Raw genomic sequence first — 24,559 nt, 5'->3', positions numbered from 1 at the left:
ACACAGTGTGGCACATTTCACCTCGCCCGTGTCGTTGCCCACGCCGTGCGCCCTGCGCTGCAGGCTATCCGTTGACGTGGCGCATTGCCGCTTAACGGCGGCGGCCGGCGGGATGCCCGAATGGTTCGGGATCCCGCCGGCCGGCGGTGCTGGAGAAGAGTTGGGCGACTAGGCCAGCAGCGTTGGCTTCATCTGCTGGATGCGTCCGAGCAGGCCATTGACGAACTCCGGGGACTCGTCGGTGGACAACTCGCGGACCAGGGCAACGGCCTCGGCCACGGCAACGCCGTCGGGCACGTCGTCGTTGTACAACAACTCCCAGGTGCCGATGCGCAGCGCGGTGCGGTCCACCGTGGGCATGCGTTCCAGGGTCCAGCCCTTGGAGTAGGAGGAAAGGACCTCGTCGATCCTATCCAGCTCGCTCATGACGCCCTCGATGAGGGTGACGGTGTACTCGTTGATGGTGATGTCCGTGGCTTCACGGCGCAAACGCATGGCTGCCAGTGGCGAGACATCGCGTTGTTCGGCTTCGAAAAGGATGTCAAGTGCCCGGCGGCGGGCCTTGGCGCGTGCGCTCACTAGGAGACACGCCCCAGGTAATCGCCGGTGCGGGTGTCGACCTTGACCTTGGTGTTCTGCTCAACGAAGAGCGGCACCTGGATCTCGACACCGGTCTCCAGCGTTGCGGGCTTGGTGCCTGCCGAGGAGCGGTCGCCCTGCAGGCCCGGTTCGGTGTAGGTGATCTCGAGGACGACCGAGGCTGGTAGCTCGATGTACAGCGGAAGGCCCTCGTGCATGGCGATGGTGGCGGTCTGGCTTTCCAGCATGTAGCCGGCCTGGTCGCCCACGACGGTGCCCGGAACGGTGATCTGGTCATAGTCGCTCAGGTCCATGAACACGAAGTCTTCGCCGTCCTGGTACAGGTACTGGTAGTCGCGGCGGTCAACGGTCGCGGTCTCGATCTTGGCGCCGGCGTTGTACGTCTTGTCGACGACCTTGCCGGTGAGCACGTTGCGCATCTTGGTGCGCACGAAGGCGCCGCCCTTGCCCGGCTTCACGTGCTGGAAGTCAATGATGGTCCAGAGCTGGCCCTCGATCTTGAGGACCTGTCCGTTCTTGATGTCAGTGGTTGATGCCACGATCTACTCTTCTTCCGTATGTCGCCCGGGGCCCGCGATGCGCACGAGGCGCTGGGCGGACGGAGGTCGCCGCCAGGCGGCGACCTCAGGCGTGTTGTCAAAAATCCAAGATTAAGCTTAGCGCACGACTTGGCGCTGCGGGTTTCCCCGCGGTAGTGATTTTCCGGACGCCGCGCGTCCTAGCCTGCCGCGGGGGGCTGCAGCGCAATCGCTGCGGTGGCCGGTGCCGGGTGTTGGGCGGCTGCATTCACCGCCGCCGGATGCGGGGCATCGGCGCTTCCGGCGGTTTTCGCGGTGTGTTCCAGCACCGATTCCAGGCAGGCGCGCGAGGACTCGATGAGGTGCGCATCGGCATCCGCTGCGGTGCGCAGGTCCAGGGCCTTGCGGAAGCGGTTGGCCGCTGCCAGCACGTCCCCGCTCTCGACGTAGGCGAAGCCCAGGTGCTGCTGCAGGATCGACTCGTGCTCGGTGTCCTTGAACTCGGTCAGCAGGGCGCGCAGCCGGTTCACGGCCCGGGGCGCGTCGCCTGCAGCGCGGGTCAGCGAGGTGTCAAGCACGCGCATGGCGAAGTTCTGCGGGTCGATGAACCGCGTCTCGGCAACCAGTTCGCTCGCGGCGCGCAGCTCGCCCTTGGCCAGCAGCACCACCACCTGGGAGCTGGGGGCACCGGTTCGCAGGACTTCCTCGGCAAGCTCGGCGTCGAAGATCTCGTGGCGCATCAGGGTGGGGTTCAGCCGCACCCCGGGGATCCCGGATTCGATGTTTTGCCGCGGGGCGCTGGCCAGTCCGCCCTCGGGCACCTGCAGCAGTGCCTCGGTGTGGGTCAGGTCCATGTGCGTGGCGGTGCTCATTCTGCAATCTCCTGGTAGGCGGCGAACAAGAGGGAGGTGTCGGGGACATCGAGCATGCGCGGGCGGCCGATGCCGTCGAGCACCACGAAGCGCAACAGGTCCCCGCGGGTCTTCTTGTCCCGGCGCATCCCGTCGAGCAGGGTCTGCCAGCGGTCCCCGCGGTAGGTGGTGGGCAGGCCCAGGGTCCTGAGGATGGACAGGTGGCGGTCCGCAACCGCGTCGGAGGTGCGTCCCACGCTGCGGCCCAGCTCGGCAGCGAAGGCCATGCCGATGGACACCGCAGCGCCGTGGCGCATCGAGTAGCGTTCGGCCAGCTCGATGGCGTGGGCCAGGGTGTGCCCGTAGTTCAGGTATTCGCGCTCCCCGGATTCGCGCAGGTCGTTGGAGACGACCTTGGCCTTCACCGCGATGGCACGCTCGATGAGTTCGCGCAGGCGCGGCGAGGTGGCGTCGGTGGCGTCGGCCGGGTCCTCCTCGATGAGCTCGAGGATGCGCTCATCGGCGATGAAGCCGCACTTCACGACCTCGGCCAAGCCGGTAACGAGCTCGTTCTTGGGCAACGTGGACAGCGTGTCCAGGTCCACCAGCACCCCGGCCGGCGGGTGGAAGGCGCCGACGAGGTTCTTGCCCTCGGCGGTGTTGATCCCGGTCTTGCCGCCCACCGCGGCATCGACCATGCCCAGCAGGGAGGTCGGGATGTGGATGACCTTGGTGCCGCGCAGCCAGGTGGCGGCCACGAAGCCGGCCAGGTCGGTGACCGCGCCGCCGCCGACGGCGACGATGGCATCCGAGCGGGTGAAGTCGTTCTTGCCCAGCACCTGCCAGCAGAAGGAGGCGACCTCGATGTGCTTGCCCTCTTCGGCGTCGGGGATCTCGGCGCTCATCGCGCCGTAGCCGGCGGCCTCGAGCTCGTCCTTGACGATGTCGCCGGTGGCACGCAGGGCGCGCGGGTGGATGATGAGGACCTTCTTGACACGTTCGCCCAGCAGGCCGGGCAGGCGGCCCAGCAGGCCGTTGCCCACGATCACCTCGTAGTTCTCGGCAGGAGCCGATCCGGTGACCTGAATCGTCGTGGGTGCTGGGTTCATCGTTGGATCCTCCAAAGTGCTGCGTAGCGCGCCGGGGCCGAACTCCGCTTGCGCGGTGCTGCTGCGGGCCGTCGGCGCGAGAGTGAAAACGCGTCACCCCGTCATCGCGGGTGACTGGCTAGCCGTGCTCGGGGCGCGTCTTTGCGTCCGTTGCCAAACTTAAGCGTACGTGTTGAGGCCTGCCAGATGGGGTTTCAGTGTCCGGCATCACGGTAGGCAGTGAGGATGGACTCGGCGATTTCCTCCGTCGTCCGCCCCCTGGTGTCGATGCACAAGGTCGCCGTGGCCTCGTAGAGTCCGCTGCGCTGGGCAAAGATCCGGATCCATGATTCCAGCGGCGAGTCGCCGAGCAGCGGCCGGGTCATGTCGGCCCCGATGCGCGGGGCGACCGTGGCGGCGTCGGTGAGCAGGTACACGCTGAATCCCGTGGCGATGACCGCCCGGTTCCGGGCCGAAAGCACTGCACCTCCCCCGGTGGCCACGACGGCCGGCGCGGCGCCGTCCGCCGCGCAGTTGCCACGCGGGGCGGGGGGCACGGCATCGGCCAGTGCCTGGGTCTCGAAGCGGCGGAAGCCCGCCTCGCCGTGGGCGGCGAAGATGTCGGGGATCGGGCCGTGGGCGGCGATGACGCGCGCGTCGGTGTCGACCAGGGTGCCGCCCAGAAGACGGGCGAGGATCGCCCCGATGGCGCTCTTGCCACTGGCCATCGGCCCGATCAGGAAGATCGGGGTGCTCATGGAAGGCGGACCGACCCCAGGTTCTGCGGGATGGCCCCGAGGTAGTTTTCCAGGTTTCGCTTGACCTCGGTGAGCGAGTCGCCGCCGAACTTTTCCAGCATGGCCTGGGCCAGCACCAGGGCGACCATGGCCTCGGCGACAACGCCGGCGGCCGGGACAGCACAGACATCCGAGCGCTGGTGGTGCGCGGTGGTTGCCTCGCCGGTGGCGGTGTCGATGGTGCGCAGCGCGCGCGGGACGGTGGCGATCGGCTTCATGGCCGCGCGCACGCGCAGCACGTCGCCGATGCTCATGCCTCCCTCGATGCCGCCGGCCTTGTTGCCCGAGCGGTCGATGACGCCGTCTTCCCCGCGCACGATCTCGTCGTGGGCGGCCGAGCCGCGGCGGGAGGCGGTGAGGAAGCCGTCGCCGACCTCCACGCCCTTGATGGCCTGGATGCCCATGAGCGCTCCTGCAAGGCGCGCGTCCAGGCGGCGGTCCCAGTGCACGTAGGAACCCAGGCCCGGGGGCAGGTTGTAGGCCAGCACCTCGACGATGCCGCCGAGGGTCTCGCCCTCCTTGTGGGCGGCGTCGACCTCCGCGACCATGGCCTCGGAGGTGTCGGTGTCAAAGCAGCGCAGCGGATCCGCATCCAGGGCGCGCACGTCGGCCGCACGCGGCAGCCGGGCACCTTCCGGGGAGGCGACGGTGCCGACCGAGACGGTGTGGGAGACCAGTTCGACGCCCAGCTGGGCCAGGAAGTTCGCGGCCACCGAGCCCAGCGCCACGCGGGCGGCGGTCTCGCGGGCCGAGGCGCGCTCGAGGACCGGGCGGGCGTCGTCGAATCCGTACTTCTGCATGCCGGTGAAGTCGGCGTGTCCGGGGCGCGGGCGGGTCAGCGGCGCGTTGCGCGCCATCGAGGCCAACTCCTCGGGATCGACTGCGTCCGGGTTCATGACCTTTTCCCACTTGGGCCACTCGGTGTTTCCCACCTCGATGGCCACCGGGCCGCCCTGGGTCACGCCGTGGCGCACCCCGCCCATGAAGGAGACCTGGTCCTGCTCAAACTTCATCCGGGCGCCGCGGCCGTAGCCCAGGCGCCGGCGCGCGAGGGCATCGCGCACATCCTGTGAAGAGATGGCAATGCCCGCGGGCAGTCCCTCGATAATTCCAACCAATGCGGGGCCGTGTGATTCGCCCGCCGTCAACCAACGCAACATGTACTCCATCCTGCCATGTCCCCGCGCTCCGATTAGGGCCGGGATAGGCCCACTGCGTCGCACATCACATTTGTGACGTGGCGCCAGTCGGCGTCCTGAATTCCTGAAAAGTACTTGACCTGCTCCACGCCCTGGTGCACCAGCATCGACATTCCGGACACGACGGTGCCGCCGGCGGCCTCCCAGGCGGCCGCGATCTCCGAGGGCCACGGGTCGTAGGCGACATCCAGCAATACGGCACCGGGGGCCAGCACGCCTGACCGGGCAGGTGTCAGGCCAAGTCCCAGCGGGGCGATAAGCGAGTCCGCGGCATGGGCGGGAAGTGTGGAGATGACGGACCCGTAGTCAGCCAGCCGGGCCGCGGCAGCTGCAACATCGACCGTGGCGCAGGCCAGGCCGAGCGTTTCGGCCAGGACCAGTGCGGCGGCGGCGCGCTGCGGGTTGCGGACCACCAGGTCCACGTGGGTGTACCCGAGCAGGGCACAGGCCTCCAGCGCCGCCAATGCGGTGTTGCCGGCGCCCAGGATCGCAGCGCGGGGATTCTCCCGGGGCGCGTCGTCGCCACGGCGTGCGGGAAGCACTTCCTCCATCGCACGCACGATCCCGTCGACGTCGGTGTTGTGCCCGGTCAGCCGGACGGAACCGGCAAGGTGTTCGACCACCACGGTGTTCAGCGCACCCAGGCGCAGCACGCGCTCCGAGAGCACGTCCAGGTGCGGGATCAGCGCAGCCTTCAGCGGCATGGTGACCGAGACGCCGACCCATCCGGGCTCCGTGCGCAGCCGGGCAGCAAAGGACCCGGCTTCCTGCGGGAGCATGTCGATCGCGGTGTAGTCGATGTCCACTCCCAGCGCCCGGTAGGCCGCCGAATGCAGCAGCGGGGATCGGGAGTGCCCGATCGGGTGGCCGAGCACCGCCGCACGGCACGCGGCCGCGGCGGAACTCACTTGCAAACGTCCGTGTTGGCGGCGCACCAGGCGCGGAATTCGTTCTGGTTGACGCGGTGTTCGGCGTAGGTCTTCGCGAACTTCGTCTCTCCGCTGTTGGTGTCCACCGTGACCCAGTAGTAGAAGTCGTTCGGGGTCGGGTGCGCCGCGGCCTTGATGGCCGAGTCTCCCGGGGAACCGATCGGCGTCGGCGGCAGGCCCTTGTGGATGTAGGTGTTGTAGGCGTTGCCCGCATCCTTCTTTTCCGCTTCGGTCATTTGCAGGCTGTACCTGTCCAGCCCGTAGATCACCGTCGAGTCGACCTGAAGCAGGCCGTTGGTCTCGGTGTTGTTGGTGTGCAGGCGGTTCTCCAGTGCCCCGGCCACGGTGCCGTAGTCGTTTGGCCGCGCCTCGGCCTGCAGGATCGAGGCGACTTGCAGCACGTGGTATTGCTGGGCGGCGTCGGTGATTCCGTTGTCAATCAGCGTCTTGGCCGTCGCATCGACCATCGCCTTGAGCACCGTCTTGGAATCGGTATCCAGCGGGAACCGGTATTCACCGGGGTGCAGGTATCCTTCCAGGTTGGGGACATCGGCACTGATGCCGAAGGCCGCGGGGTCCTCGGCGAGTCGCCGCAGTTCGTTGAGCGGCAGGTCGGTGGCCTCGGAAATATCCTCCAGCACCTGGTTCATGCGCGTGTTCTGCTTGATGGCCACGTAGGAGACCTTCGCGGCAGGTTCGCCGATCAGGATCTCGGCTGCTGACAGTGCCGGCATTTCGCGACGCAGCTCGTAGGTGCCCGGGTGGATCTCGCGGCTCTCGGCCTCCACCAGTTGGATGGCCTCGAGGAAGAGCTTGTCGCTGGCCACGATCTCCCGGCTTTCGAGTTCACGGCCGATTTGCTGGGCCCCCCAGCCGGATTTCACCTCGAAGGTGACTGCCTCGCCACCGGGCGCCGGAAAGTCCGGGGGACTCAGCCGGTCCAGGACTCCCTGAAGGAAGATCACGACGCCGAAGATGGCTGCGAAGAAGCCCAGGAGCACCGAGAACACGATCCAGTTGCGGCGGCGGCGGCGGGCCTTGCGGACCTGGGGGTCTGTCGCGGTGGAGGTCAGGAACAGGTTTTGGCGAGCGAACGGCTCGGCGGGGTCGACGGAGTTGTACCCCGGTTGAACGTGCCGGTCCACGGGTGCCTCGTCGACTCCGTCGTGGCGGGATTCGCCGGTGTGGTCGGCCTGCTCGGAGTGGGGTTCCGGATCCTCGTGGGAGGGATCCGCCACGGCGGCGTTTTCCGGCCTGCCCGCTGGCGCGGTCATTGTCGCGCCCATTGTCGCTGGCCGGTTTTCCCTGGCGGCAGGATCCGTTTTCACGACGGGGGGCTTGGAAGGGGGCGGGGGCGGAACCAGGGAACCGGCCGGGGCAGGAACCTTGGCCGGGGATAAATCGGGGACCTCTGCGACGTTCCGGCTCGCGGGCGGCTCCCGCCGCTCGGTTTGGTCAAAGGGCGTGTTCCGGGCGGGGTTGGCCTGATTACCGTCTTCCGCCGGCGGCGCGGCGGCAGCCGAGGCGGGGGTGATGGCACTTCGGGCGGCTGCCGACCTGTCGCGCAGCGGCGCCGCGTTGGCGCGAAGAGTCTGGCGGACGCGTTCTGCGGCGGCGCGCTGGGCCTCGATGGCCTCCTTGCGCGCACGCTGGGCACTCTGGGTCCGTGCCCGTTGGGCGGCGTCAAGAGCCTTGGTCCGCTCCCCCTCGGCCAGCACCCGGGCTTCCTCAAGTACCTGGAGTCGGGTTTCCTCCGCTTGCACCGCGTCCGTGGCCGCCTTGGATTCGGCTTGGGCCTTGGCGGCCTCACCGGCAGTGGTCGCCGCCCGGGATTCCGGATCAGGGGCCGCGCCGTGGTGGTGGGCCGAGCCATGGCGGTCGGGTTCCCGGGAGACGCTTCCGGCACCAGCCGTCGGGCCCGTGGCGGGCTCCGTGGATTTCCGCCGGCCAGTTTCCTGCTCCGGGACGGGGGGCTTAGCCGCACTGCGAGTGCGATCTTCCTCTTCGCGCGCGGCACGTGCTGCACGCCGGGGCGATACCCCGGATTCGCGGCGCGGAGAATCGTTGAACGATTCGTTAGTCATGCGGTATTCTCCCATGCCCGCAGGCAACGTAGTAGCCGAGGGGCGACGCAGGCCCACTTCTTCAGCCGATTGAGATCTCATGCGATCGTAACCCAAAGCGGGGTTTTCGGGCAGTCCATCGCGGTCGTCGGGCCTTGCCGGCCCCTGGCCGGGGGCGGCGCCTCGTCCCGGCTCAGTCGTCATCGCCGGTCCCCTGGACGTCGGGCGCCGCCAGCTGCCCCGGAGAGTGCTGGCCGTTGCGGCGCATTTCGAGGACCTGCTGGAGGATCTCCACCGCGGCGACCTGGTCAACGACTGCGCGGTGCTTGCGCCCGTCGAGTCCGGCTTCGTGCAGGGAACGGTGCGCACTGACGGTGGTCAGGCGTTCATCCACCAGTCGCACGTCCACGCTAGAACCGGAACGCATAAGCGCATTCGCCAAATCACGGGCATAATCACGCGCCATCGTGGTGGAAGCGGTTTCCCCGCCCGACATCGAGCGCGGCAGGCCCACAAAGATTTGTGCGACCTCCCGCTCGGCGGCCAGCTTCACCAGTACGTAGATGTCACTGGACTTCTTCACGTCGCGTTTCAGCGTCTTGACCGGGGTGGCGAGCATCCCGTCGCGGTCACTGGCCGCGACGCCGACGCGGGCCATGCCAACGTCGACGCCAAGCAGCACCCCGGGACGCGGGGTCGGTGCCAAGGGGCCGGGCGCCGAGGCTATGACAGCTCCTGGATCGAGCGGACCATGGCGTCAAGCGCCTCGGCGATCTTGGCCACGTCCTGGCCGCCACCCTGTGCCACATCGTCCTTGCCGCCGCCTCCGCCGCCAAGGATCTTGGCCGCGGTGCGCACCAGGGCACCGGCCTTGGCACCCTTGGTGCGGGCCTCGTCGTTGGTTGCGACCAGTACCAGCGGGCGGCCGTTGGCCGCGCCGGCCAGCGCCACGGTGGACGCCTCCGAGCCAAGGCGGTCCCGCAGGTCGAGGGCCAAGGTGCGCAGGGCTTCGGCCGAGGGGACCTCTCCGGCATCGTGGGCCAGGACCTTGATCCCGTTGATCTCCCGTGCCTTGGCCACCAGGGCGCCCGCCTGGGCTGCAAGTTGCGCGCCGCGGAGCTTCTCGATTTCCTTTTCGGCGGTGCGCAGTTTCGCAACCGTGTCGGAAATGCGCTCGTTGAGCTGTGCGGCGGGGACCTTGAACATCGAGGAAAGCTCGGACACCAGGGCGCGCTCGGCAGCACCGTGGCGGAAGGCCTCCATGCCCACCAGTGCCTCGACACGCCGGTTGCCCGAACCCACGGAGGCTTCGCCCAACAGCGTCAGCGTGCCGATCTGCGCCGTCGCACCCACGTGGGTGCCACCGCAAAGCTCACGGCTCCATGCGTCGTTGATTTCCACCATGCGCACGGTGTTGCCGTACTTCTCGCCGAACAGGCTCATGGCACCCATGGCGCGGGCCTCTGCCAGCGGCATGACGTTGGTGTTCACCTGGTGGTTGTTGCGGATGGCCAGGTTCACGACCTCTTCGATCTCGTTGCGGGCAGCTGTGGAGAGCGCCTCGGTCCAGGAGAAGTCAAAGCGGAGGTAGCCGGCCTTGTTGAAGGAACCGGACTGCAGGGCGTCGGGGCCCAGGATCTCGTGCAGTGCAGCATGGACCAGGTGGGTGGCGGAGTGCGCCTGTTCCCCGGAGTGGCGGCGTTGGCGGTCGACCTCGGCCAGCACGCTGGCGTTGGCGGGCAGTTCGCCCTCGCGCACGATCGCCTGGTGCACGTTCAGCCCGCGGATCGGGGCCTGCACGTCGAGCACCTCGAGCACGAAGCCGTCTCCGGTGATCAGTCCGACGTCGCCGGCCTGTCCGCCGGCCTCGGCGTAGAACGGGGTCTCGTTGAGAACCAGTTCGATTTGCTGGCCCTGTTCGGCCACCTCCACCAGGGAGCCGTTGTGCACGATGCCGCGCACGGTGGATTCGCTGGTCAGTTCCTCGTAGCCGGTGAAGATGACGTCGCCCGCATCGTGCAGTTGGGTGAAGACGGTCAGGTCGGCGTGGCCGGCCTTCTTTGCCTTGGCGTCCTTCTGCGCGCGGGTGCGCTGTTCGTTCATCAGCTCGCGGAACCTTGGCTCGTCAACGGCCAAGCCCGCCTCGGCTGCGATTTCCAGGGTGAGGTCGATCGGGAAACCGTAGGTGTCGTGCAGTGAAAACGCGTCCTCACCGGAGAGCGAGCCGCCCTTGGACTTGGAGACCTCCAGTGCCTCTTCCAGGCGCGTGGTGCCGGAGGCGATGGTGCGCAGGAAGGCACGCTCCTCGGCGTACGCGATGCGGGCGATGCGCTCGAAGTCGGTTTCGACGATCGGGTAGACGCCCTTCATGGCGTCGCGGGAGACCGGCAGCAGCTCGGGGAGCACCGCGGTTTCCACGCCCATCAGGCGCATGGCGCGAACGGCGCGGCGGATCAGGCGGCGCAGCACGTAGCCGCGGCCCTCGTTGCCCGGGGAGACGCCATCGGAAATCAGCATCAGCGAGGAACGGATGTGGTCGGCGACCATGCGCATGCGCACGTCGTCGGCGTGGTGCGGGTCTGCGGGATCCTCGGTTGAGGTGTATGCCTTGCCCGAGAGCTCAGCTGCCTTGTCGAGCACCGGACGGACCTGGTCGGTCTCGTACATGTTCTCGACGCCCTGCAGGATGAGCGCGAGGCGCTCGAGTCCCAGGCCGGTGTCGATGTTTTTCTTGGGCAGTTCGCCCAGGATCTCGAAGCTGTCCTTGCCGGTGCCCTCGCCGCGCTGGTACTGCATGAACACGAGGTTCCAGATCTCGATGTAGCGGGTATCGTCGGCCTCCGGGCCGCCCTCGATGCCGTACTCGGGTCCGCGGTCATAGAAGATCTCCGAGCAGGGACCGGCGGGGCCTGGCTGGCCGGTGGACCAGTAGTTGTCGGCCTTGCCCATTTTCTGGATGCGCTCTTCCGGGATGCCGATCTTGTCGCGCCAGATTTCCAGCGCCTCGGTGTCCTCGTGGTAGACGGTGATCCACAGCTTCTCGGCAGGCAAGCCGTAGCCGCCGTCCGCGACGGAGCTGGTCAGCAGCTCCCAGGCGTAGGAAATCGCGCCTTCCTTGAAGTAGTCCCCGAAGGAGAAGTTGCCGCACATCTGGAAGAAGGTGCCGTGGCGCACCGTCTTGCCGACCTCTTCGATGTCGCCGGTGCGGATGCACTTCTGCACCGAGGTGGCCCGGTTGAAGGGCGGCTCCTCGCGGGCGGTCAGGTACGGGATGAACGGCACCATGCCGGCGACGGTGAACAGCAACGACGGGTCGGAGGAGACCAGCGAGGCGCTGGGAACCGCGGTGTGGCCCTTCGACTCAAAGTAGTCGACCCACCGGCGTGCAATTTCCTGCGATTTCATCGTTCCTCTTCGATCCCTTCGTGCTTACGGGCGCTGTGCTCGGGTGTGGCATACACGTGCCGCTCCCCCGGGGCCTATCGGCCAGGGAACTGCGTGGTGCCGGGAACCCCCATGGCGGAGGCGACCGGCACGCGTGCCACGAAAATAAGTCTAGTGGTGGCTTGGGCCGGGTGTTTCATCCAGGCCCAGGGCCTGGCGCAATTCCGTTTCGCGTTCATTCATGCCGGTGCGGAAGGCCTCGGCCAGTTCCTGCAGCGAATCGCCGATGCGCCCAACGGTGCGGTTCAGTCCGTCGGAGCTGGCAAGATCCCTGGCTTGGCCGAGCTTGCGGGCGGTCAGGACGCCGACGCCGATTCCGATGCCGACCCAGAATAGTTTCTTCATCTGCGGTTTCCTCGTTTCGTGGATGGTTGGTTCGTGCCCTGCCTGGTGCTGCTGCATGGCACGTACCGGCAGGCGGCCGCGACCGGTGCCCTCGTTGCCGCGGGCAGGAATCAGCGCGAGCGTCGTCCCTTGCCGCTCGGCTTGGTGTCGAGGACCGAACGGACCCCGGCGGTAAATGCCGCGACCTTGATCAGCGGCCTCCCGACGGTGGCTGCGGTCAAGGAGGACAAGGCGCTGATGTTCGCCGATGCGTCGGAGACGTGCGAGGTGATGCCGTCGACCTTGCGCAGCTGGTCGTTGGTGGTGGCCACGGTACTGGTGACCTCGGTCAGCAGCGGGGTGGTGCCGTCGGAGACGTCCTTCACTGCGGCGCGGAGCTCATCGAACACCTTGCCGAGCTTCCAGATGGGGATGGCAAGCAGTGCCACCAGCACGGCAAAAACGCCTGCCGCGATGAGTCCGGCGATATCCGACCCTGTCATGTGCTTTTCCTCTACGGTTGGTGACATGTGCTTTTCCACCTTACCGAAAGGTTGGCGATAGCACGGAACCGAAACGTCTTGGATAACACGAAGCCCGCGGCGCGTGGCCACGGGCTTCGTGTTGCAAGCTCAATTCGTTGGGCGTGAACCCGACGGATTTAGCGTGCGTAGTACTCGACGACGAGGTTCTCTTCGCAGGTTACGGGAACCTCGGAGCGCTTCGGCTTGCGGACGAGCTTGGCCTGAAGGGCTTCAAGCTTGACGTCCAGGTAGGCCGGAACGGCGGGGAGAACATCGCGGTGGGCGCCTGCAGCGGCGATCTGGAACGGGCCCATCTTTTCGCTACGCTCATGAACGTGGATCAGCTGACCCTCGGACACGCGGTACGACGGACGGTCCACGCGCTGGCCGTTGACCATGATGTGGCGGTGCACAACCAGCTGACGGGCCTGGGCGATGGTGCGGGCGAAGCCTGCACGCAGAACCAAGGCATCCAGACGCATTTCCAGAAGGGCAACCAGGTTCTCACCGGTCAGGCCCGCAGTGCGCTTGGCTTCTTCGAAGGCACGGGTCATCTGTGCTTCGCGGATGCCGTACTGGGCGCGCAAACGCTGCTTTTCGCGAAGACGCACTGCGTAGTCGCTGTCCTGCTTCTTGCGGGCACGGCCGTGCTGGCCCGGACCGTAGGGACGACGCTCCATGTACTTTTCAGCTTTGGGAGTCAGGGCAAGGCCGAGGGCTCGCGAGAGGCGAACCTTGCGGCGGGCACGAGTGTTGTTAGCCACGAGTGTCCTTATCTTTTGTGAGCGGCTGTCATTGGGTCTGGCCTCCATGATGGAGAGTTGTGGGAAGCCGCTTCCCTATTCACTACAACTGCCACATTGCGCACCGTCCGAGACCGGGGTTTCGGATGGTGTGCAGTTGGACAGCTTGCCAGCCAAGGATCAATCCTACCACCGCCGCCAAACCCAAAGTTAACCTTCGGAGGGTGGCGGGCATGTGAGATCTGTCCGCTGCCCACGATCGATTACTTCGTCCGGCGGTCCTTGGCCCGGATGATTCCGCGGATGCGTTCAACTCGCTCACCGATGGAACGTTCGGCCCCGTTGGCGGTGGGCTTGTAGTAATCGACCCCCAGCAGGTCATCGGGTGCATATTGCTGGGTGGCCACCGAATGCGGGGCGTCATGTGAATACTGGTAGCCCTTGCCGTGACCCAGCCCTTGGGCGCCGGCATAGTGGGCGTCGCGCAAGTGCATGGGTACTCCCCTGCCGCGGCCGGCCCTGACATCCGCGACGGCGGCGTTGATGGCGTTGTAGGCGGCGTTGGACTTCGGAGCCGTGGCAAGGTGCACGACGGCGTGTCCCAGGATGAGCCGGGCCTCGGGCATGCCGATGAGCTGAACGGCCTGGGCCGCGGCGACGGCCGTCTGAAGGGCGCTGGGATCGGCCATGCCGATATCCTCCGACGCGCTGATCATGATGCGCCTGCCGATGAAGCGCGGGTCTTCCCCGGCCTCCAACATCTTTGCCAGGTAGTGCAGGGCCGCATCCACGTCCGAACCGCGGATGGACTTGATGAAGGCACTGATGATGTCGTAGTGCTGGTCCCCCGCCTTGTCGTAGCGCTGCACCGCTGCGTCCATGGCGCGTTCGGTGTGCTCGATGGTGATGATGATCTGGCCGGTGGGACTCAGTCCACGGGCGTCACGGTCTCCGTCGCTGGTCTCGGCTTCCAGGCCACTGGCAGTGTCAGGATCCAGCGGTGCTCCGGGTGGTTCCTCCGCCGGGCCCTTCCCCGGCTGTGCGTCCGAAGGTTCCCCGGCGGATTCCGCCTCCGACTTCTGCGCGGTGCGGCGGGCCAGCAGTCCGTGTGACTCGGCGGCGCTCCAGGCCACTGCGGCGGCGGCCTCAAGGGCGGTCAACGCCCGGCGCGCATCCCCTCCGGCCATGCGCACCAAATGGTCAAGTGCCGCCGGGTCCAGAACCAGCTCGTCGTTGAATCCGCGTTCGTCGGCCAGGGCGCGAGTGATGAGCGCGGCAATGTCACCCTCCACCAGGGGGCGCAGCGTGAGCAGCAATGAGCGCGAGAGCAACGGGGAGACGACGGAGAACGACGGGTTTTCCGTCGTTGCCGCGACAAGTACGACCCAGCGGTTTTCCACCCCCGGCAACAGGGCGTCCTGCTGTGCCTTGTTGAAGCGGTGGATCTCGTCAAGGAACAGGACGGTGGTGAAGCCGCGCAAGTCGCGGTCCTCCAACGCCTGGTCCATGACGCGACGGACGTCCTTGACTCCGGCGGTGATGGCGCTGAGCTCGACGAAACGGCGGCCCGGGGCACGGGCAATCACGTGGGCGATGGTGGTCTTTCCGGTGCCGGGCGGACCCCAGAGGATAATGCTTGAGGGCCCGGAGGGGCCCGGCCCGTCGATGCCTGCCAGTTGGCGCAACGGGGAGCCGGCCTTGAGCAAGTGCTGCTGGCCAACCAGTTCCTCGACCGAGCGCGGGCGCATGCGTACCGCCAAGGGCGCGCGCGGGCGCACATGTTCTTCGTCGTTTTCCTCGTCGTCACCCAAGGCACTGAGCAGATCGTTCACTCCACCAGCCTAGTTCAGCATTGCCGCCGACGATTCCCCGCCCCCGATTAGGGTGGTTTTCCCCCTCGGCGGGGCTTGACGGGACCGTGGATGCATCGGTGCGCCCCAAAGCGTCTGACGGCGCTTCGTCGGCGGTAGGGCCCGGGTGCTGTCACATCAGTCCCAACGGCGGTGCTGGGGACAACCCCACCAGCAGGAAAGACAACACCCGGGAGTTTGGTGCGGCACGACCGGCGTGCCGCCGTCGCGAATCGCTGGCGGCCCTAGTCGAACAGGGGCGCCGTGAATCCGACGGTGCGAAGCTCGGGGTGCCAGTAAAGGTTCCGCTGCGGTGCGCCGCGAGGTTGTCCGTCGATGGCGATGACATAGGGAACACCATCGATCGACTTAAGCGTAATGAGTCCCGCATGCACCTGGACATAGTGGTATTCACACAGGAGTGCCGAATTTCCCACATTCGTTTCGCCGCCTTCGAGCCAGGGTATGACGTGGTGGCATTCGGAGGTCGAGGCGGGCCGCGTGCAGCCGGGCATGATGCACCCGCGATCCCTGATGGCGATGGCCTTGCGCTGAGCCTTGGAGAAGCCGCGGACTTCGCGGCCCAGGTCGAGGACCTCCCCGTTTTCTCCGAGGACAGCCGGCAGGATGTCGCCATTGCAGGCGAGTCTCCTGATGTTGGCCGCGGAGATGGGACGGTTGTGTGCGGTCAATCCCGCTTCTTCACACTGGCCCAGCAGGCTGCGGTAGCCGATCAGAACGCCGATCTTGACTCGCATGCCGCCGGTTTCGCATATGTCGGTGCCGTTCAATGCTCCGGAGCATACGGCAACGAGGGCATCGAGGAGCAGCTGCGGGCTGGTGCGTGGGTCCTGTGCCGTCAGGGCCGCGAGCCCCGGGCCTTCCGGGGGAAGTCCGCAGGCCATTCCACTCAGCGGGATGTCCTCGTCCCCGGCATCTGCTGGCACGGCCCACCCCGGTGCGGGTGCGCCCGCCGGGGAAAAGCGCGGGGTCCCGGTGGCGGCCCCACCGGCGGGGGCGGCAGTGTCGTCATCCGGGGCGGACGTGGCAGGACCGGGGTTCGTGGAGGCGGAGTACGGCGGGGCCTTCAGCGAGCGGGGATTGGTCCAAGCCTCGCCAAAGGCGACGATGGTTTCCGAGTCGAGGGGATCGCAACGCAGCAGGTATTCGTCGGTGCCGTCACGGAATCCCCGGTAGAAGCAGCCCCGCCTGGCGCGGATTTCCTCATCGCTGAGGGGAGTCCCGTTCTCGGCCAGGAAGCCGCCCCAGTCCTGCAGTGCCTTGCCGCACATCTTGGGCTCGCCGTTGCGTGCCTCATGGACCAGGGATTCCTCGATGGCGTTGTTGACCTTGCCGGCGTCGGGCCGCGGCTTGATGCGCGGCTGCATGGAGTCGAGCCGGCCGGCGACGGAAGCGAGGTTGCCGACGTCGGCGCTGCCGTCGGCGGCGGCCCTGGCCAGAATAGGGTAGCTGGGTGCCGCCGGGGGTCCGTCGTCGTTCACTGGTTTGGCCGGGGCCACCAGGAGCTTGGCGCCGGTGATGCGGCGTCGGCCATCGGAACTGGAAATATGCAGGTGCGCCTGCATGTAGGCCAGGATGTTGCGGTGCGGCGCCATCCCGGGGCGCAATTGTTCGGTCGGGATGGCGGCGGTGCCCCTGGCCAGCTCCTCGGGGTGGGCCACGAGTTCGTCGATCTCCTGGGCGATGACAGGTTCAAGTCTGTGAACCTCGGCGGCTGCGGCGCGCTGGACGACCACGAGCTGGCCATAGGCGATGGCGCGGTGGCTGCGCTCGAGCAGGCCCATCATCGCCGCACCGGAGGCCGCATCGAGCGCGACCTGTCCCAGCTGCGCGGTGACCTCGGACAGGGCAAGTGCCACGGCGGCCATCTTCCGGCCAAGCTCCGCGGTCAACTCCTGCGCCGAAAGTGGCGCAGCTAGAGGTGTGCCCATGTCCACCAGTGTCCGCCTTCCGGCCCGCGCCTGCCCCGGGATCGTCCCGGTTGTGCGGGGAAGTGGGGCGGTGTCCCTGCGTCGCCCGAATGGGCCCGGGCCCGGGCAAAACGGTAGGCTCGCTACGTTCGGCGGCACTTGCGCGGCGAAAGTGCGCCGCGGCGATGGACAACGATGAGAAGGCGGATGAATGAAGGCTGTGTTGCAGGTGGTTTCCCGGGCCTCGGTCGAGGTTGGAGGTTTGGTGGTCGGGAAGATCGACGGACCCGGACTGGTGGTGTTGCTGGGCGTGACCCACGGCGACACCCCGGCGTTGGCGGCCAAGCTCGCGGCCAAGGTGTGGCGTCTGCGCATGCTGGAGAACGAGAAATCGTGCGAGGACCTGGGGGCACCGTTGTTGGTCATCAGCCAGTTCACGCTGTATGGGGACGTGCGCAAGGGTCGGCGTCCCGGCTGGACCGCCGCGGCTCCCGGCGCGGTGAGCGAGCCGTTGTATGAGGAGTTCATGGATCAGCTCCGCAAGCTCGGGGCGCACGTAGAGTCCGGCGTTTTCGGCGCGATGATGGAGGTGTCGCTGGTGAATTCAGGACCGTACACCCTCATCGTCGACACCGACGACCTGCCCGGCTGAGCCGGTCACACCCCACCCGGCACCCTGGTCAATCCTGCTGAAGTACAAGGGGATCCCGGGCATCGGCAACGCGGAGGGCCGGCCGGACTCGCCGGCACAACTGATGGACATCGACATTGGGGCACGTGATCATTCCCGCAGCACCGCGTCCTGGAAGAAGGCCCATAGTTCGCGTTGGGCGGCCAGGTGGCCACGGCCGGTGCCGGTGAGCGTGTAGACCTTGCGGCCCGGTGCCCCGTCGCCGTCTTCCCAGATGCTGTCCATGAGTCCCGCAGCCTCCAGCTTGACCAGGGCCGGGTACAGCGTCGATCCCTTGATGGGAGAGAACCCGCGCGCTTCGAGCATCCGCTCCAATGCATAGCCGTGGTTGGGTCCTGCCTCCAGCGCATCGAGCAGGCTCAAGGGCAGCAGCGCCCGTTGCCACGCACCGGGAAACGCCTTGTCGTTGCTCAGCATGACTGCTCCCCCGCCCTGCGGCGTTGTTCGGCACCATGATTCGGGGCGAAACGGCGTGAGGACGCCGGGATCAAGGGGTTCATGTCGTGGCCTTTCTGTGGGGGTGAGGTACCGTCATGACGCACGCCGACAAAAGACGGACTAAGTCAAAAATTTATCTAGATAATTAATATTACTAAGGTTGTCCACTTTTCGCACCTGTTTTCCACGCCTTCCTTCACATGTCGTCAGCGCACGGCAAGGATGCGACAGCACAGCAAGCGCCGGGCACAACAAATCGGTCGCCGACAAGGCGACGTTTCCATTCCCAAGACCCCCGCCACGCCCGCCGGATTTGCCCTGGCCTGCCGCTTGACACCCTGCCGCTCCCCCGCGCAAAACCCCGCTGGCAAACAAGAGGGCGCCCACCGTGATGGTGGACGCCCTCCCGGCAACCGCTTAAGCGCGGTGCGGACTACTTGGCTTCGGCCGGGGCAGGCTCGTTGGAGTCGGCCTTCTTGGCCTCCGGCTTCGAGTCGACGCCGGCCTCCTTGCGCTGCTGGGCCGTGATCGGAGCCGGAGCGGAGGTGAGCGGATCAAATCCACCACCGGTCTTCGGGAAGGCGATGACGTCGCGGATCGAGTCCGAGCCGGTGAGCAGCTGCAGCACGCGGTCCCAGCCGAAGGCGATTCCTCCGTGCGGCGGGGCGCCGTACTTGAAGCCCTCGAGCAGGAACCCGAACTTCGTCTGTGCCGCTTCCTGGTCCAGGCCCATCATCTTGAACACGCGCTCCTGCAGGTCGCGCTGGTGGATACGGATCGAGCCGCCACCGATTTCGTTGCCGTTGCAGACAATGTCGTAGGCGTAGGAGAGTGCATTCTCCGGGTCGGTGTCGAAGGTGTCCATGAATTCTGGCTTCGGGGAGGTGAAGGCGTGGTGAACGGCAGTCCAGGCGCCGGACCCGACGGCCACGTCGCCCGAGGCGACAGCTGCAGCGGCGGGCTCGAACATCGGTGCGTCGACGACCCAGACGAATGCCCAGTCGCCTTCCTTGATCAAACCGGTGCGGTGGCCGATTTCCACGCGGGCGGCGCCGAGCAATGCGCGTGCCTCGTTCTTGGAACCGGCGGCGAAGAAGATGCAGTCGCCGGGCTTGGCTCCGGTGGCCTCGGCCAGGCCGGCGCGCTCAACGTCGGTCAGGTTCTTGGCAACGGGGCCGGCAAGTTCGCCGTCCTCCTTGTAGAGCACGTAGGCAAGGCCCTTGGCGCCGCGCTGCTTGGCGAATTCCTGCCAGCCATCCAGGGTGCGGCGGGGCTGGGAGGCGCCGCCGGGCATGACCACGGCACCGACGTGCGGGGCCTTGAAGACGCCGAACTCGGTGTCCTTGAAGAACTCCGTCATGTCGGTCAGCTCGAGGCCGAAGCGCAGGTCCGGCTTGTCCGAACCGTACTTGGCCATGGCCTCGTGGTAGGTGATGCGGGCGATCGGCGTCGGGATCTCGACGTCGATCAGCTTCCACAGTTCCTTCACCAGGGCCTCGCCCACGGCGATGATGTCGTCCTGCTCGACGAAGGAGGCCTCGATGTCCAGCTGGGTGAACTCCGGCTGGCGGTCCGCGCGGAAGTCCTCGTCGCGGTAGCAGCGGGCGATCTGGTAGTACTTCTCAAAGCCACCGACCTGCAAGAGTTGCTTGAACAGCTGCGGGGACTGCGGCAGGGCGTACCACGATCCGGGGGCCAGGCGGGCCGGGACCAGGAAGTCGCGGGCGCCCTCGGGGGTGGAACGGGTCAGCGTCGGGGTCTCGATTTCCACGAAGCCGTCGTCGTGCAGCAGGTTGCGGGCAATCCGGTTGGCCTCGGAGCGCAGGCGGATGTTGCGGTTCGGGGTGGGGCGGCGCAGATCCAGGTAGCGGTGGCGCAAGCGCGCCTCCTCGCCGACCTCGACGTGCTCGTCGATCTGGAACGGCAGCGGCGCGGCGGTGTTCAGCACGACGACGGATTCAGCGATGACTTCGATCTCTCCGGTGGCCAGCGCCGGGTTCTCGTTGCCCTCGGGGCGGCGCTCGACCTTGCCGGTGATCTGCAGGACGAATTCGTTGCGCAGCGGGTGGAAAACCTCTTCCTCGCGCACCACGACCTGGGCGAAGCCCGAGGCGTCGCGCAGGTCAAGGAAGGCGACCCCGCCGTGGTCGCGGCGGCGGGCCACCCAACCGGTGAGGGTGACGGTTTCTCCGATGTGCTCGGCGGTCAAGGTGCCGAGCTGATGAGTGCGTAGCACTGCATTCCTTTCTACAAAGGTGCAAATTTCCGCGTGGGTTTCCGGTCACGGGCGGGCGCCCGCGGCACGGGCGCACCCCCCATGGGGAGCGCGGAATTGGGAAGAATCTATGTGCGAGTTTACCGGCATGCGGTCGGTGGCAACCACGGAACCGGGAAAGGTGTGTGCCGAGTCACGAAAGCGGTGGCAGGCGGCACCCGCTTTCGTGACTCGGCAGAGGGGTTTGCTAGGCCACGGCCGGGGCCGGCGCGCCAACCAGGTTGTTGAGGTCTTCGGCCGCAGGGGTCCACAGGGCCGGGTCCGCCGTTTCCTGGGCACCGGTGCGGATGTCCTTGACCTCGTGGGTGCCCTCGGCGGTGGTGAACCAGACGAAGGGGATGCCGCGCTTGTCCGCGTACTTGATCTGCTTGCCGAACTTCTCCGCCTTGGCGGCAACTTCGCAGGCAATGCCGCGGGAGCGCAGCTCGGCGGCCACGTCCTGGGCATCGTTCCAGGAATCGTCGTTGGCCAGGGTGACATACACGGCGCTGGGCACCGAACGTGCAGCTACGGCGGTGTTCTCGGCGAGCATGCGCGAGACCAGGCGGGTCACCCCGATGGACAGCCCGACGCCCGGGTAGTTCTTCTTGCCGGTGGAGGCCAGGGATTCGTAGCGCCCGCCGGAGCAGATCGAGCCGAGCGATTCGTGGCCGACCAGGACCGTCTCGTAGACGGTGCCGGTGTAGTAGTCCAGGCCGCGGGCGATGGACAGGTCGGCGACGACCTTGCCCGGGGCGCGCAACACGGCTGCCTCGATCACCTGGGTGAGCTCGTCAAGGCCTTCTTCCATGAGCGGGTGGGTGACACCCAGTGCGCGGACCTGCCCGACGAAGGAGACATCTGCGGTGCAGATCTGCGCCAGTGCCAGGGCAGCGGCAGCCTGCTCGTCGTTGGCGCCGAGCTCGGTCTTGAGCAGCTCGGCCACCTTCTCGGCACCGATCTTCTCCAGCTTGTCGATGGAGCGCAACACGCCGGCGGTGTCCTCGAGCCCCAGGCCAAGGTAGAAGCCCTCGGCGAGCTTGCGGTTGTTCACGCGCAGGCGGAAGTCCCCGATGGGCAGGGCGGAAAGTGCCTCGGCGATGACCAGGGCCAGTTCCACGTCGTAGCGGAAGGGCAGTTCGCCGTCGCCCACCACGTCGATGTCGGCCTGGGTGAATTCGCGAAATCGGCCGTCCTGCGGGCGTTCGCCGCGCCAGACCTTCTGCATCTGGTAGCGGCGGAACGGGAAGGCCAGGTGTCCGGCGTTTTCCACCACATAGCGGGCGAAGGGGACCGTCAGGTCGAAGTGCAGGGCCAGCGCGTTGGGGTCGTGCTTGGCGGATTCCTCGGCGGCCAGGCGGGAAAGGCCGTAGACCTCCTTGTCGATCTCGCCCTTGCGCAGCAGCTGTCCAACGGTTTCCACGGCGCGGGTCTCGATGTTGCCGAACCCATGCAGCTCGAAGATCCGACGCAGCGTGTCCAATACATGCTGCTCCACCGCACGCTCCTGCGGGAGCCATTCGGGGAAGCCGGATAGTGAGGCCTTGCGTGCCATGAAGTCTGTACTCCTAGTGAGGGGGAAAACTGGTTGGTTGCCACGGTCCGCGGGCCGCCGGTCCGAGGGATTCGGCCATCGGCGGCGGGCACGTAGGGAACCAAGTCTAATGGCGCGCCACTGCGCCGATGGCGAAACGACGCGAATGCGTCAGGGTTTTGCGGCGCAGGAGTACCGGCGGTTGGGACATGGCGGGTAAAGTGGCGGAGACAGTTGTGTCCCGGCGCATAACCGGGGCCGAACCTTAGCGAAAGAGTTTCAGCGGTGACCACCAGTCAGCAATCCGACGACAATCTCCAGCCAGCAGCAGCGGCCGAGGAGCAGCAAACCGAAAGCACGGTAGAGGCAACCCCGGTTGCCGAGCCCGAAGCTGCAGTGGAGGCACCGGAAACGGAAGCCCCGGCAGCGCAGGAAGCACCCGTTGCCGCGGCAACCCCGGTTGCAGAACCCGAAGCGGCAGCGGAGGCACCCGAAACGGAAGCCCCGGCAGTTGAGGAAGAAGCGGCCCAGGAAGCACCCGCCGCCGAGGCAACGCCGGCAGCAGCCAAGCCCGCTGCACATGCCGTGCCGACTCCGGCGGCCATGGCCCCGTCCGCGCGCCCATCGGGCAAGCACGCCGCGAAGGTCGCCACCCCCGTGGCCGCTCCCCCGACGTTTACCACCCCGCCGGAGGAAGCCGCCAAGTTCGGCCGTGTTTCCGAGGACGGCCATGTCTTCCTTCTCGTCGACGGCGCCGAGCACCCGGTCGGCCAGTACCCGGATGCCACCGCCGAAGAGGCCCTGGCCTACTTCGTGCGCAAGCACGACGAGGTCGTCTCCTCGCTCATGCTCCTGGAGCAGCGCGTCGCCGCCAAGGCCCCGAGCTCTGACATGAACAAGACCTTGGACCACCTCGCCGCCACGGTGGCCGAGCGTGCCATGGTCGGGGACATCCCGGCACTGGAAGCGCGCATCGAGACCGCCCGCGCCGCCGTCGCCGAACTGGTTGCCACCGAGCGCAAGGCCAATGAGGAGTTGCGCGCCACCGAGCTCGCCGCCCGCGAGGCCATCGTCGCCGAGGCCGAGGCGCTGGCCGCCACGGATCCGACGACCGTGCAGTGGAAGCAAGGCTCCAACCGCATGAACGACCTCTTCGACGCCTGGAAGACCGCCCAGAAGTCAGGCGTTCGCTTGGGACGATCCACCGAGGATTCCTTGTGGAAGCGCTTCCGCGGCGCCCGCACCACCTTCGACCGCCACCGCCGGGCCTACTTCTCGCAGCTCGATGCGACCAACTCCGAGGCCAAGGCCGCCAAGGAAGCATTGATCGCACGCGCCGAGGAACTCTCGCGTTCGACCGACTGGGGACCGACCGCCGGCGAATACCGTCGCCTGATGGACGAGTGGAAGGCCTCCAAGCGCGCTTCGCGCAAGGACGACGACGCCCTGTGGGCACGTTTCCGCGCCGCGCAGGACGTGTTCTTCGAGGCCCGCCAGTCCGCGAACGCCGCCATCGACGAGGAGTTCGGCGCGAACCTCATCGTCAAGGAGGCCCTGCTGGTCGAGGCCAAGGCCCTGTTGCCGATCAAGGACCTGGCCGCGACCAAGAAGTCGCTGGATTCGATCCGTGACCGCTGGGAGGCGGCGGGCAAGGTTCCGCGTGCCGACATGCAGCGCGTGGAGTCCTCGCTGCGTCAAGTCGAAGAGGCCGTTCGCTCGGCCGAGGACGAGCAGTGGCGCCGGTCCAACCCGGAGACCAAGGCACGCTCGAACTCCATGCTGACCCAGCTCGAGGAGGCCATCGCCGGCCTCGAGGAGGACCTGGCCAAGGCAAAGGCCAAGGGCGTCGAGTCCAAGGTCAAGGCCGCCCAGGAAGCCCTGGATGCGCGTCGCCTGTGGCTCGAGACCCTGCAGAAGTCCTCCGCGGACTTCCAGTAACGGCACACACGCACTGCTCCGCCGGGCGGGTACGGTTCCTTCGAACCGCACCCGCCCTGCGGCGTTTAATCCCCCCCCGGAAGCGGATGCCCGCGGCATCGGGGGTGCTCGAAGGTTATCCACAGTTTCCGCCACTCCCCTGCCACCTGGCACCCTCGCCTGTGAGAGTGGGGGAATGGAACGTACAATCCCCCGGAGCGAACCGGCCGAACCACAACTCCTGCACCCGGCCCCGGTCCTCGGCGCCCTGCAGGTCATCCTCGTCGATGCGCCGTTCACCCTCAACGAGCTGCAGGCGCTGAGGCTGCGCGGTTCCCTGCGCGAGATGCTTCCCGGAGCCTACGTCTCCGCCGCCCACCCGGACAATTCAGTGACCCGCGCGCGGGTGGCCGCCGCGGTGGCCGGGGAGCAACTGGTGCCCGGCCGTGCCCTGTGCAAGTGCACGGCGGCATGGGTCTATGGCTGCGCGCCGATGCCGCGCGAACTGGACATCGTGGTGCCGCGCTACCACCGGCCCTGCGCGCCAACGCCGCGGATGGTGCTGCGCCTGAGCGAAGGGGCCATGGACGAAGACCAGATCTGCACGGTGGGAGGCATCGCCGTCACCTCGCCCTTGCGCACGGCGATGGACATTGCCTTCAATTCCGAGCTGCGCGAATCGTTGCCGGTGCTGGCCGCCATCAACGACTCGGCCCGCCTGCGCTGCGGGTACCGGGAGATGTTCGAGCAGATCAACGCGCAGGTGCGCCGGCCGGGTCGGCGTCGCGCGCTGATGGCCATCACCCGCCTGATGGACACCGAGCTGCCCGCAGCGGGCTGAAGGCGTTCGAGCCGGGACCGGCG

General features: G+C 67.2%; 21 protein-coding genes. 3 read left to right on the top strand and 18 right to left on the bottom strand.

The features are described 5' to 3' along the window. Positions 1–168 precede the first annotated feature (168 nt). The 15 genes from nusB to ABD687_RS02395 all read right to left on the bottom strand — a co-directional run bounded on the left by nusB (position 169) and on the right by ABD687_RS02395 (position 16,882). Positions 169–579, bottom strand: a complete 411-nt coding sequence (gene nusB / locus ABD687_RS02465; RefSeq protein WP_264268964.1) for a transcription antitermination factor NusB — start codon at positions 577–579, stop codon at positions 169–171. Next, the gene (gene efp, locus ABD687_RS02460) at positions 579–1,139 is read right to left on the bottom strand and encodes an elongation factor P (RefSeq protein ID WP_310287564.1); all 561 of its coding nucleotides are present in this window, start codon (positions 1,137–1,139) and stop codon (positions 579–581) included. The genes nusB and efp overlap by 1 nt, the downstream gene beginning before the upstream one ends. A 179-nt stretch (positions 1,140–1,318) precedes the next feature. After that, positions 1,319–1,990, bottom strand: a complete 672-nt coding sequence (locus ABD687_RS02455; RefSeq protein WP_310287566.1) for a hypothetical protein — start codon at positions 1,988–1,990, stop codon at positions 1,319–1,321. Further along, positions 1,987–3,078, bottom strand: a complete 1,092-nt coding sequence (aroB, locus tag ABD687_RS02450) for a 3-dehydroquinate synthase (RefSeq protein WP_264268967.1) — start codon at positions 3,076–3,078, stop codon at positions 1,987–1,989. The genes ABD687_RS02455 and aroB overlap by 4 nt, the downstream gene beginning before the upstream one ends. A gap of 194 nt (positions 3,079–3,272) precedes the next feature. Continuing rightward, a complete protein-coding gene (locus ABD687_RS02445) occupies positions 3,273–3,815 on the bottom strand; it encodes a shikimate kinase (protein ID WP_310287570.1) in 543 nt (180 codons plus the stop codon). Beyond that, positions 3,812–5,014, bottom strand: a complete 1,203-nt coding sequence (aroC, locus tag ABD687_RS02440) for a chorismate synthase (RefSeq protein WP_310287573.1) — start codon at positions 5,012–5,014, stop codon at positions 3,812–3,814. Before aroC ends, ABD687_RS02445 begins: the two co-directional genes overlap by 4 nt. A 32-nt stretch (positions 5,015–5,046) precedes the next feature. Then, positions 5,047–5,961, bottom strand: coding sequence for a shikimate dehydrogenase family protein (locus ABD687_RS02435; protein WP_310287575.1), 915 nt, complete (start codon positions 5,959–5,961; stop codon positions 5,047–5,049). Beyond that, complete coding sequence (gene mltG, locus ABD687_RS02430; protein ID WP_310287578.1) at positions 5,958–8,066, bottom strand: endolytic transglycosylase MltG; 2,109 nt, start codon at positions 8,064–8,066, stop codon at positions 5,958–5,960. Before mltG ends, ABD687_RS02435 begins: the two co-directional genes overlap by 4 nt. A 172-nt stretch (positions 8,067–8,238) precedes the next feature. Beyond that, positions 8,239–8,751, bottom strand: coding sequence for a Holliday junction resolvase RuvX (gene ruvX, locus ABD687_RS02425; RefSeq protein ID WP_310287580.1), 513 nt, complete (start codon positions 8,749–8,751; stop codon positions 8,239–8,241). A 17-nt stretch (positions 8,752–8,768) separates the two neighbouring features. After that, positions 8,769–11,450 carry an alanine--tRNA ligase gene (gene alaS, locus ABD687_RS02420; protein WP_264268973.1) on the bottom strand — a complete coding sequence of 894 codons (2,682 nt, stop codon included), beginning with the start codon at positions 11,448–11,450 and terminating at the stop codon, positions 8,769–8,771. Between the two features lie 150 nt (positions 11,451–11,600). Then, on the bottom strand, positions 11,601–11,834 hold the full coding sequence (locus ABD687_RS02415; RefSeq protein ID WP_264268974.1) for a hypothetical protein: 234 nt from the start codon (positions 11,832–11,834) through the stop codon (positions 11,601–11,603). Positions 11,835–11,944: 110 nt separating this feature from the next. Further along, positions 11,945–12,316, bottom strand: coding sequence for a DUF948 domain-containing protein (locus tag ABD687_RS02410; protein ID WP_264269198.1), 372 nt, complete (start codon positions 12,314–12,316; stop codon positions 11,945–11,947). A gap of 158 nt (positions 12,317–12,474) precedes the next feature. Further along, complete coding sequence (rpsD, locus tag ABD687_RS02405) at positions 12,475–13,101, bottom strand: 30S ribosomal protein S4 (RefSeq protein ID WP_264268975.1); 627 nt, start codon at positions 13,099–13,101, stop codon at positions 12,475–12,477. 242 nt (positions 13,102–13,343) lie between these two features. After that, positions 13,344–14,912 carry a replication-associated recombination protein A gene (locus tag ABD687_RS02400; RefSeq protein WP_377700324.1) on the bottom strand — a complete coding sequence of 523 codons (1,569 nt, stop codon included), beginning with the start codon at positions 14,910–14,912 and terminating at the stop codon, positions 13,344–13,346. A gap of 263 nt (positions 14,913–15,175) precedes the next feature. Continuing rightward, positions 15,176–16,882, bottom strand: coding sequence for an HNH endonuclease signature motif containing protein (locus ABD687_RS02395; RefSeq protein WP_310287583.1), 1,707 nt, complete (start codon positions 16,880–16,882; stop codon positions 15,176–15,178). Between the two features lie 190 nt (positions 16,883–17,072). On the opposite strand from ABD687_RS02395, the gene dtd reads away from it, so the two are divergent. Then, positions 17,073–17,513, top strand: coding sequence for a D-aminoacyl-tRNA deacylase (gene dtd, locus ABD687_RS02390; protein ID WP_264268977.1), 441 nt, complete (start codon positions 17,073–17,075; stop codon positions 17,511–17,513). Positions 17,514–17,642: 129 nt separating this feature from the next. Here the strand turns inward: dtd and ABD687_RS02385 are convergent, their stop codons facing one another. The 3 genes from ABD687_RS02385 to hisS all read right to left on the bottom strand — a co-directional run bounded on the left by ABD687_RS02385 (position 17,643) and on the right by hisS (position 21,799). Further along, complete coding sequence (locus tag ABD687_RS02385) at positions 17,643–17,969, bottom strand: PadR family transcriptional regulator (protein ID WP_264268978.1); 327 nt, start codon at positions 17,967–17,969, stop codon at positions 17,643–17,645. Positions 17,970–18,423: 454 nt separating this feature from the next. Then, the gene (gene aspS, locus ABD687_RS02380) at positions 18,424–20,226 is read right to left on the bottom strand and encodes an aspartate--tRNA ligase (RefSeq protein WP_264268979.1); all 1,803 of its coding nucleotides are present in this window, start codon (positions 20,224–20,226) and stop codon (positions 18,424–18,426) included. A gap of 226 nt (positions 20,227–20,452) precedes the next feature. Next, on the bottom strand, positions 20,453–21,799 hold the full coding sequence (gene hisS, locus ABD687_RS02375) for a histidine--tRNA ligase (protein ID WP_264268980.1): 1,347 nt from the start codon (positions 21,797–21,799) through the stop codon (positions 20,453–20,455). A gap of 264 nt (positions 21,800–22,063) precedes the next feature. Between hisS and ABD687_RS02370 the strand changes: the two genes are divergently transcribed. Next, positions 22,064–23,716: a DUF349 domain-containing protein gene (locus ABD687_RS02370; protein ID WP_310287588.1), complete on the top strand. Its 1,653-nt coding sequence runs from the start codon at positions 22,064–22,066 to the stop codon at positions 23,714–23,716. Positions 23,717–23,891: 175 nt separating this feature from the next. Beyond that, on the top strand, positions 23,892–24,536 hold the full coding sequence (locus tag ABD687_RS02365; RefSeq protein ID WP_310287590.1) for a type IV toxin-antitoxin system AbiEi family antitoxin: 645 nt from the start codon (positions 23,892–23,894) through the stop codon (positions 24,534–24,536). Positions 24,537–24,559: the final 23 nt, after the last annotated feature.

It is taken from the genome of Paeniglutamicibacter sulfureus (assembly GCF_039535115.1).
GTDB classification, from domain to species: domain Bacteria; phylum Actinomycetota; class Actinomycetes; order Actinomycetales; family Micrococcaceae; genus Paeniglutamicibacter; species Paeniglutamicibacter sulfureus.
This window is presented reverse-complemented; position numbering and strand designations above follow the sequence as displayed.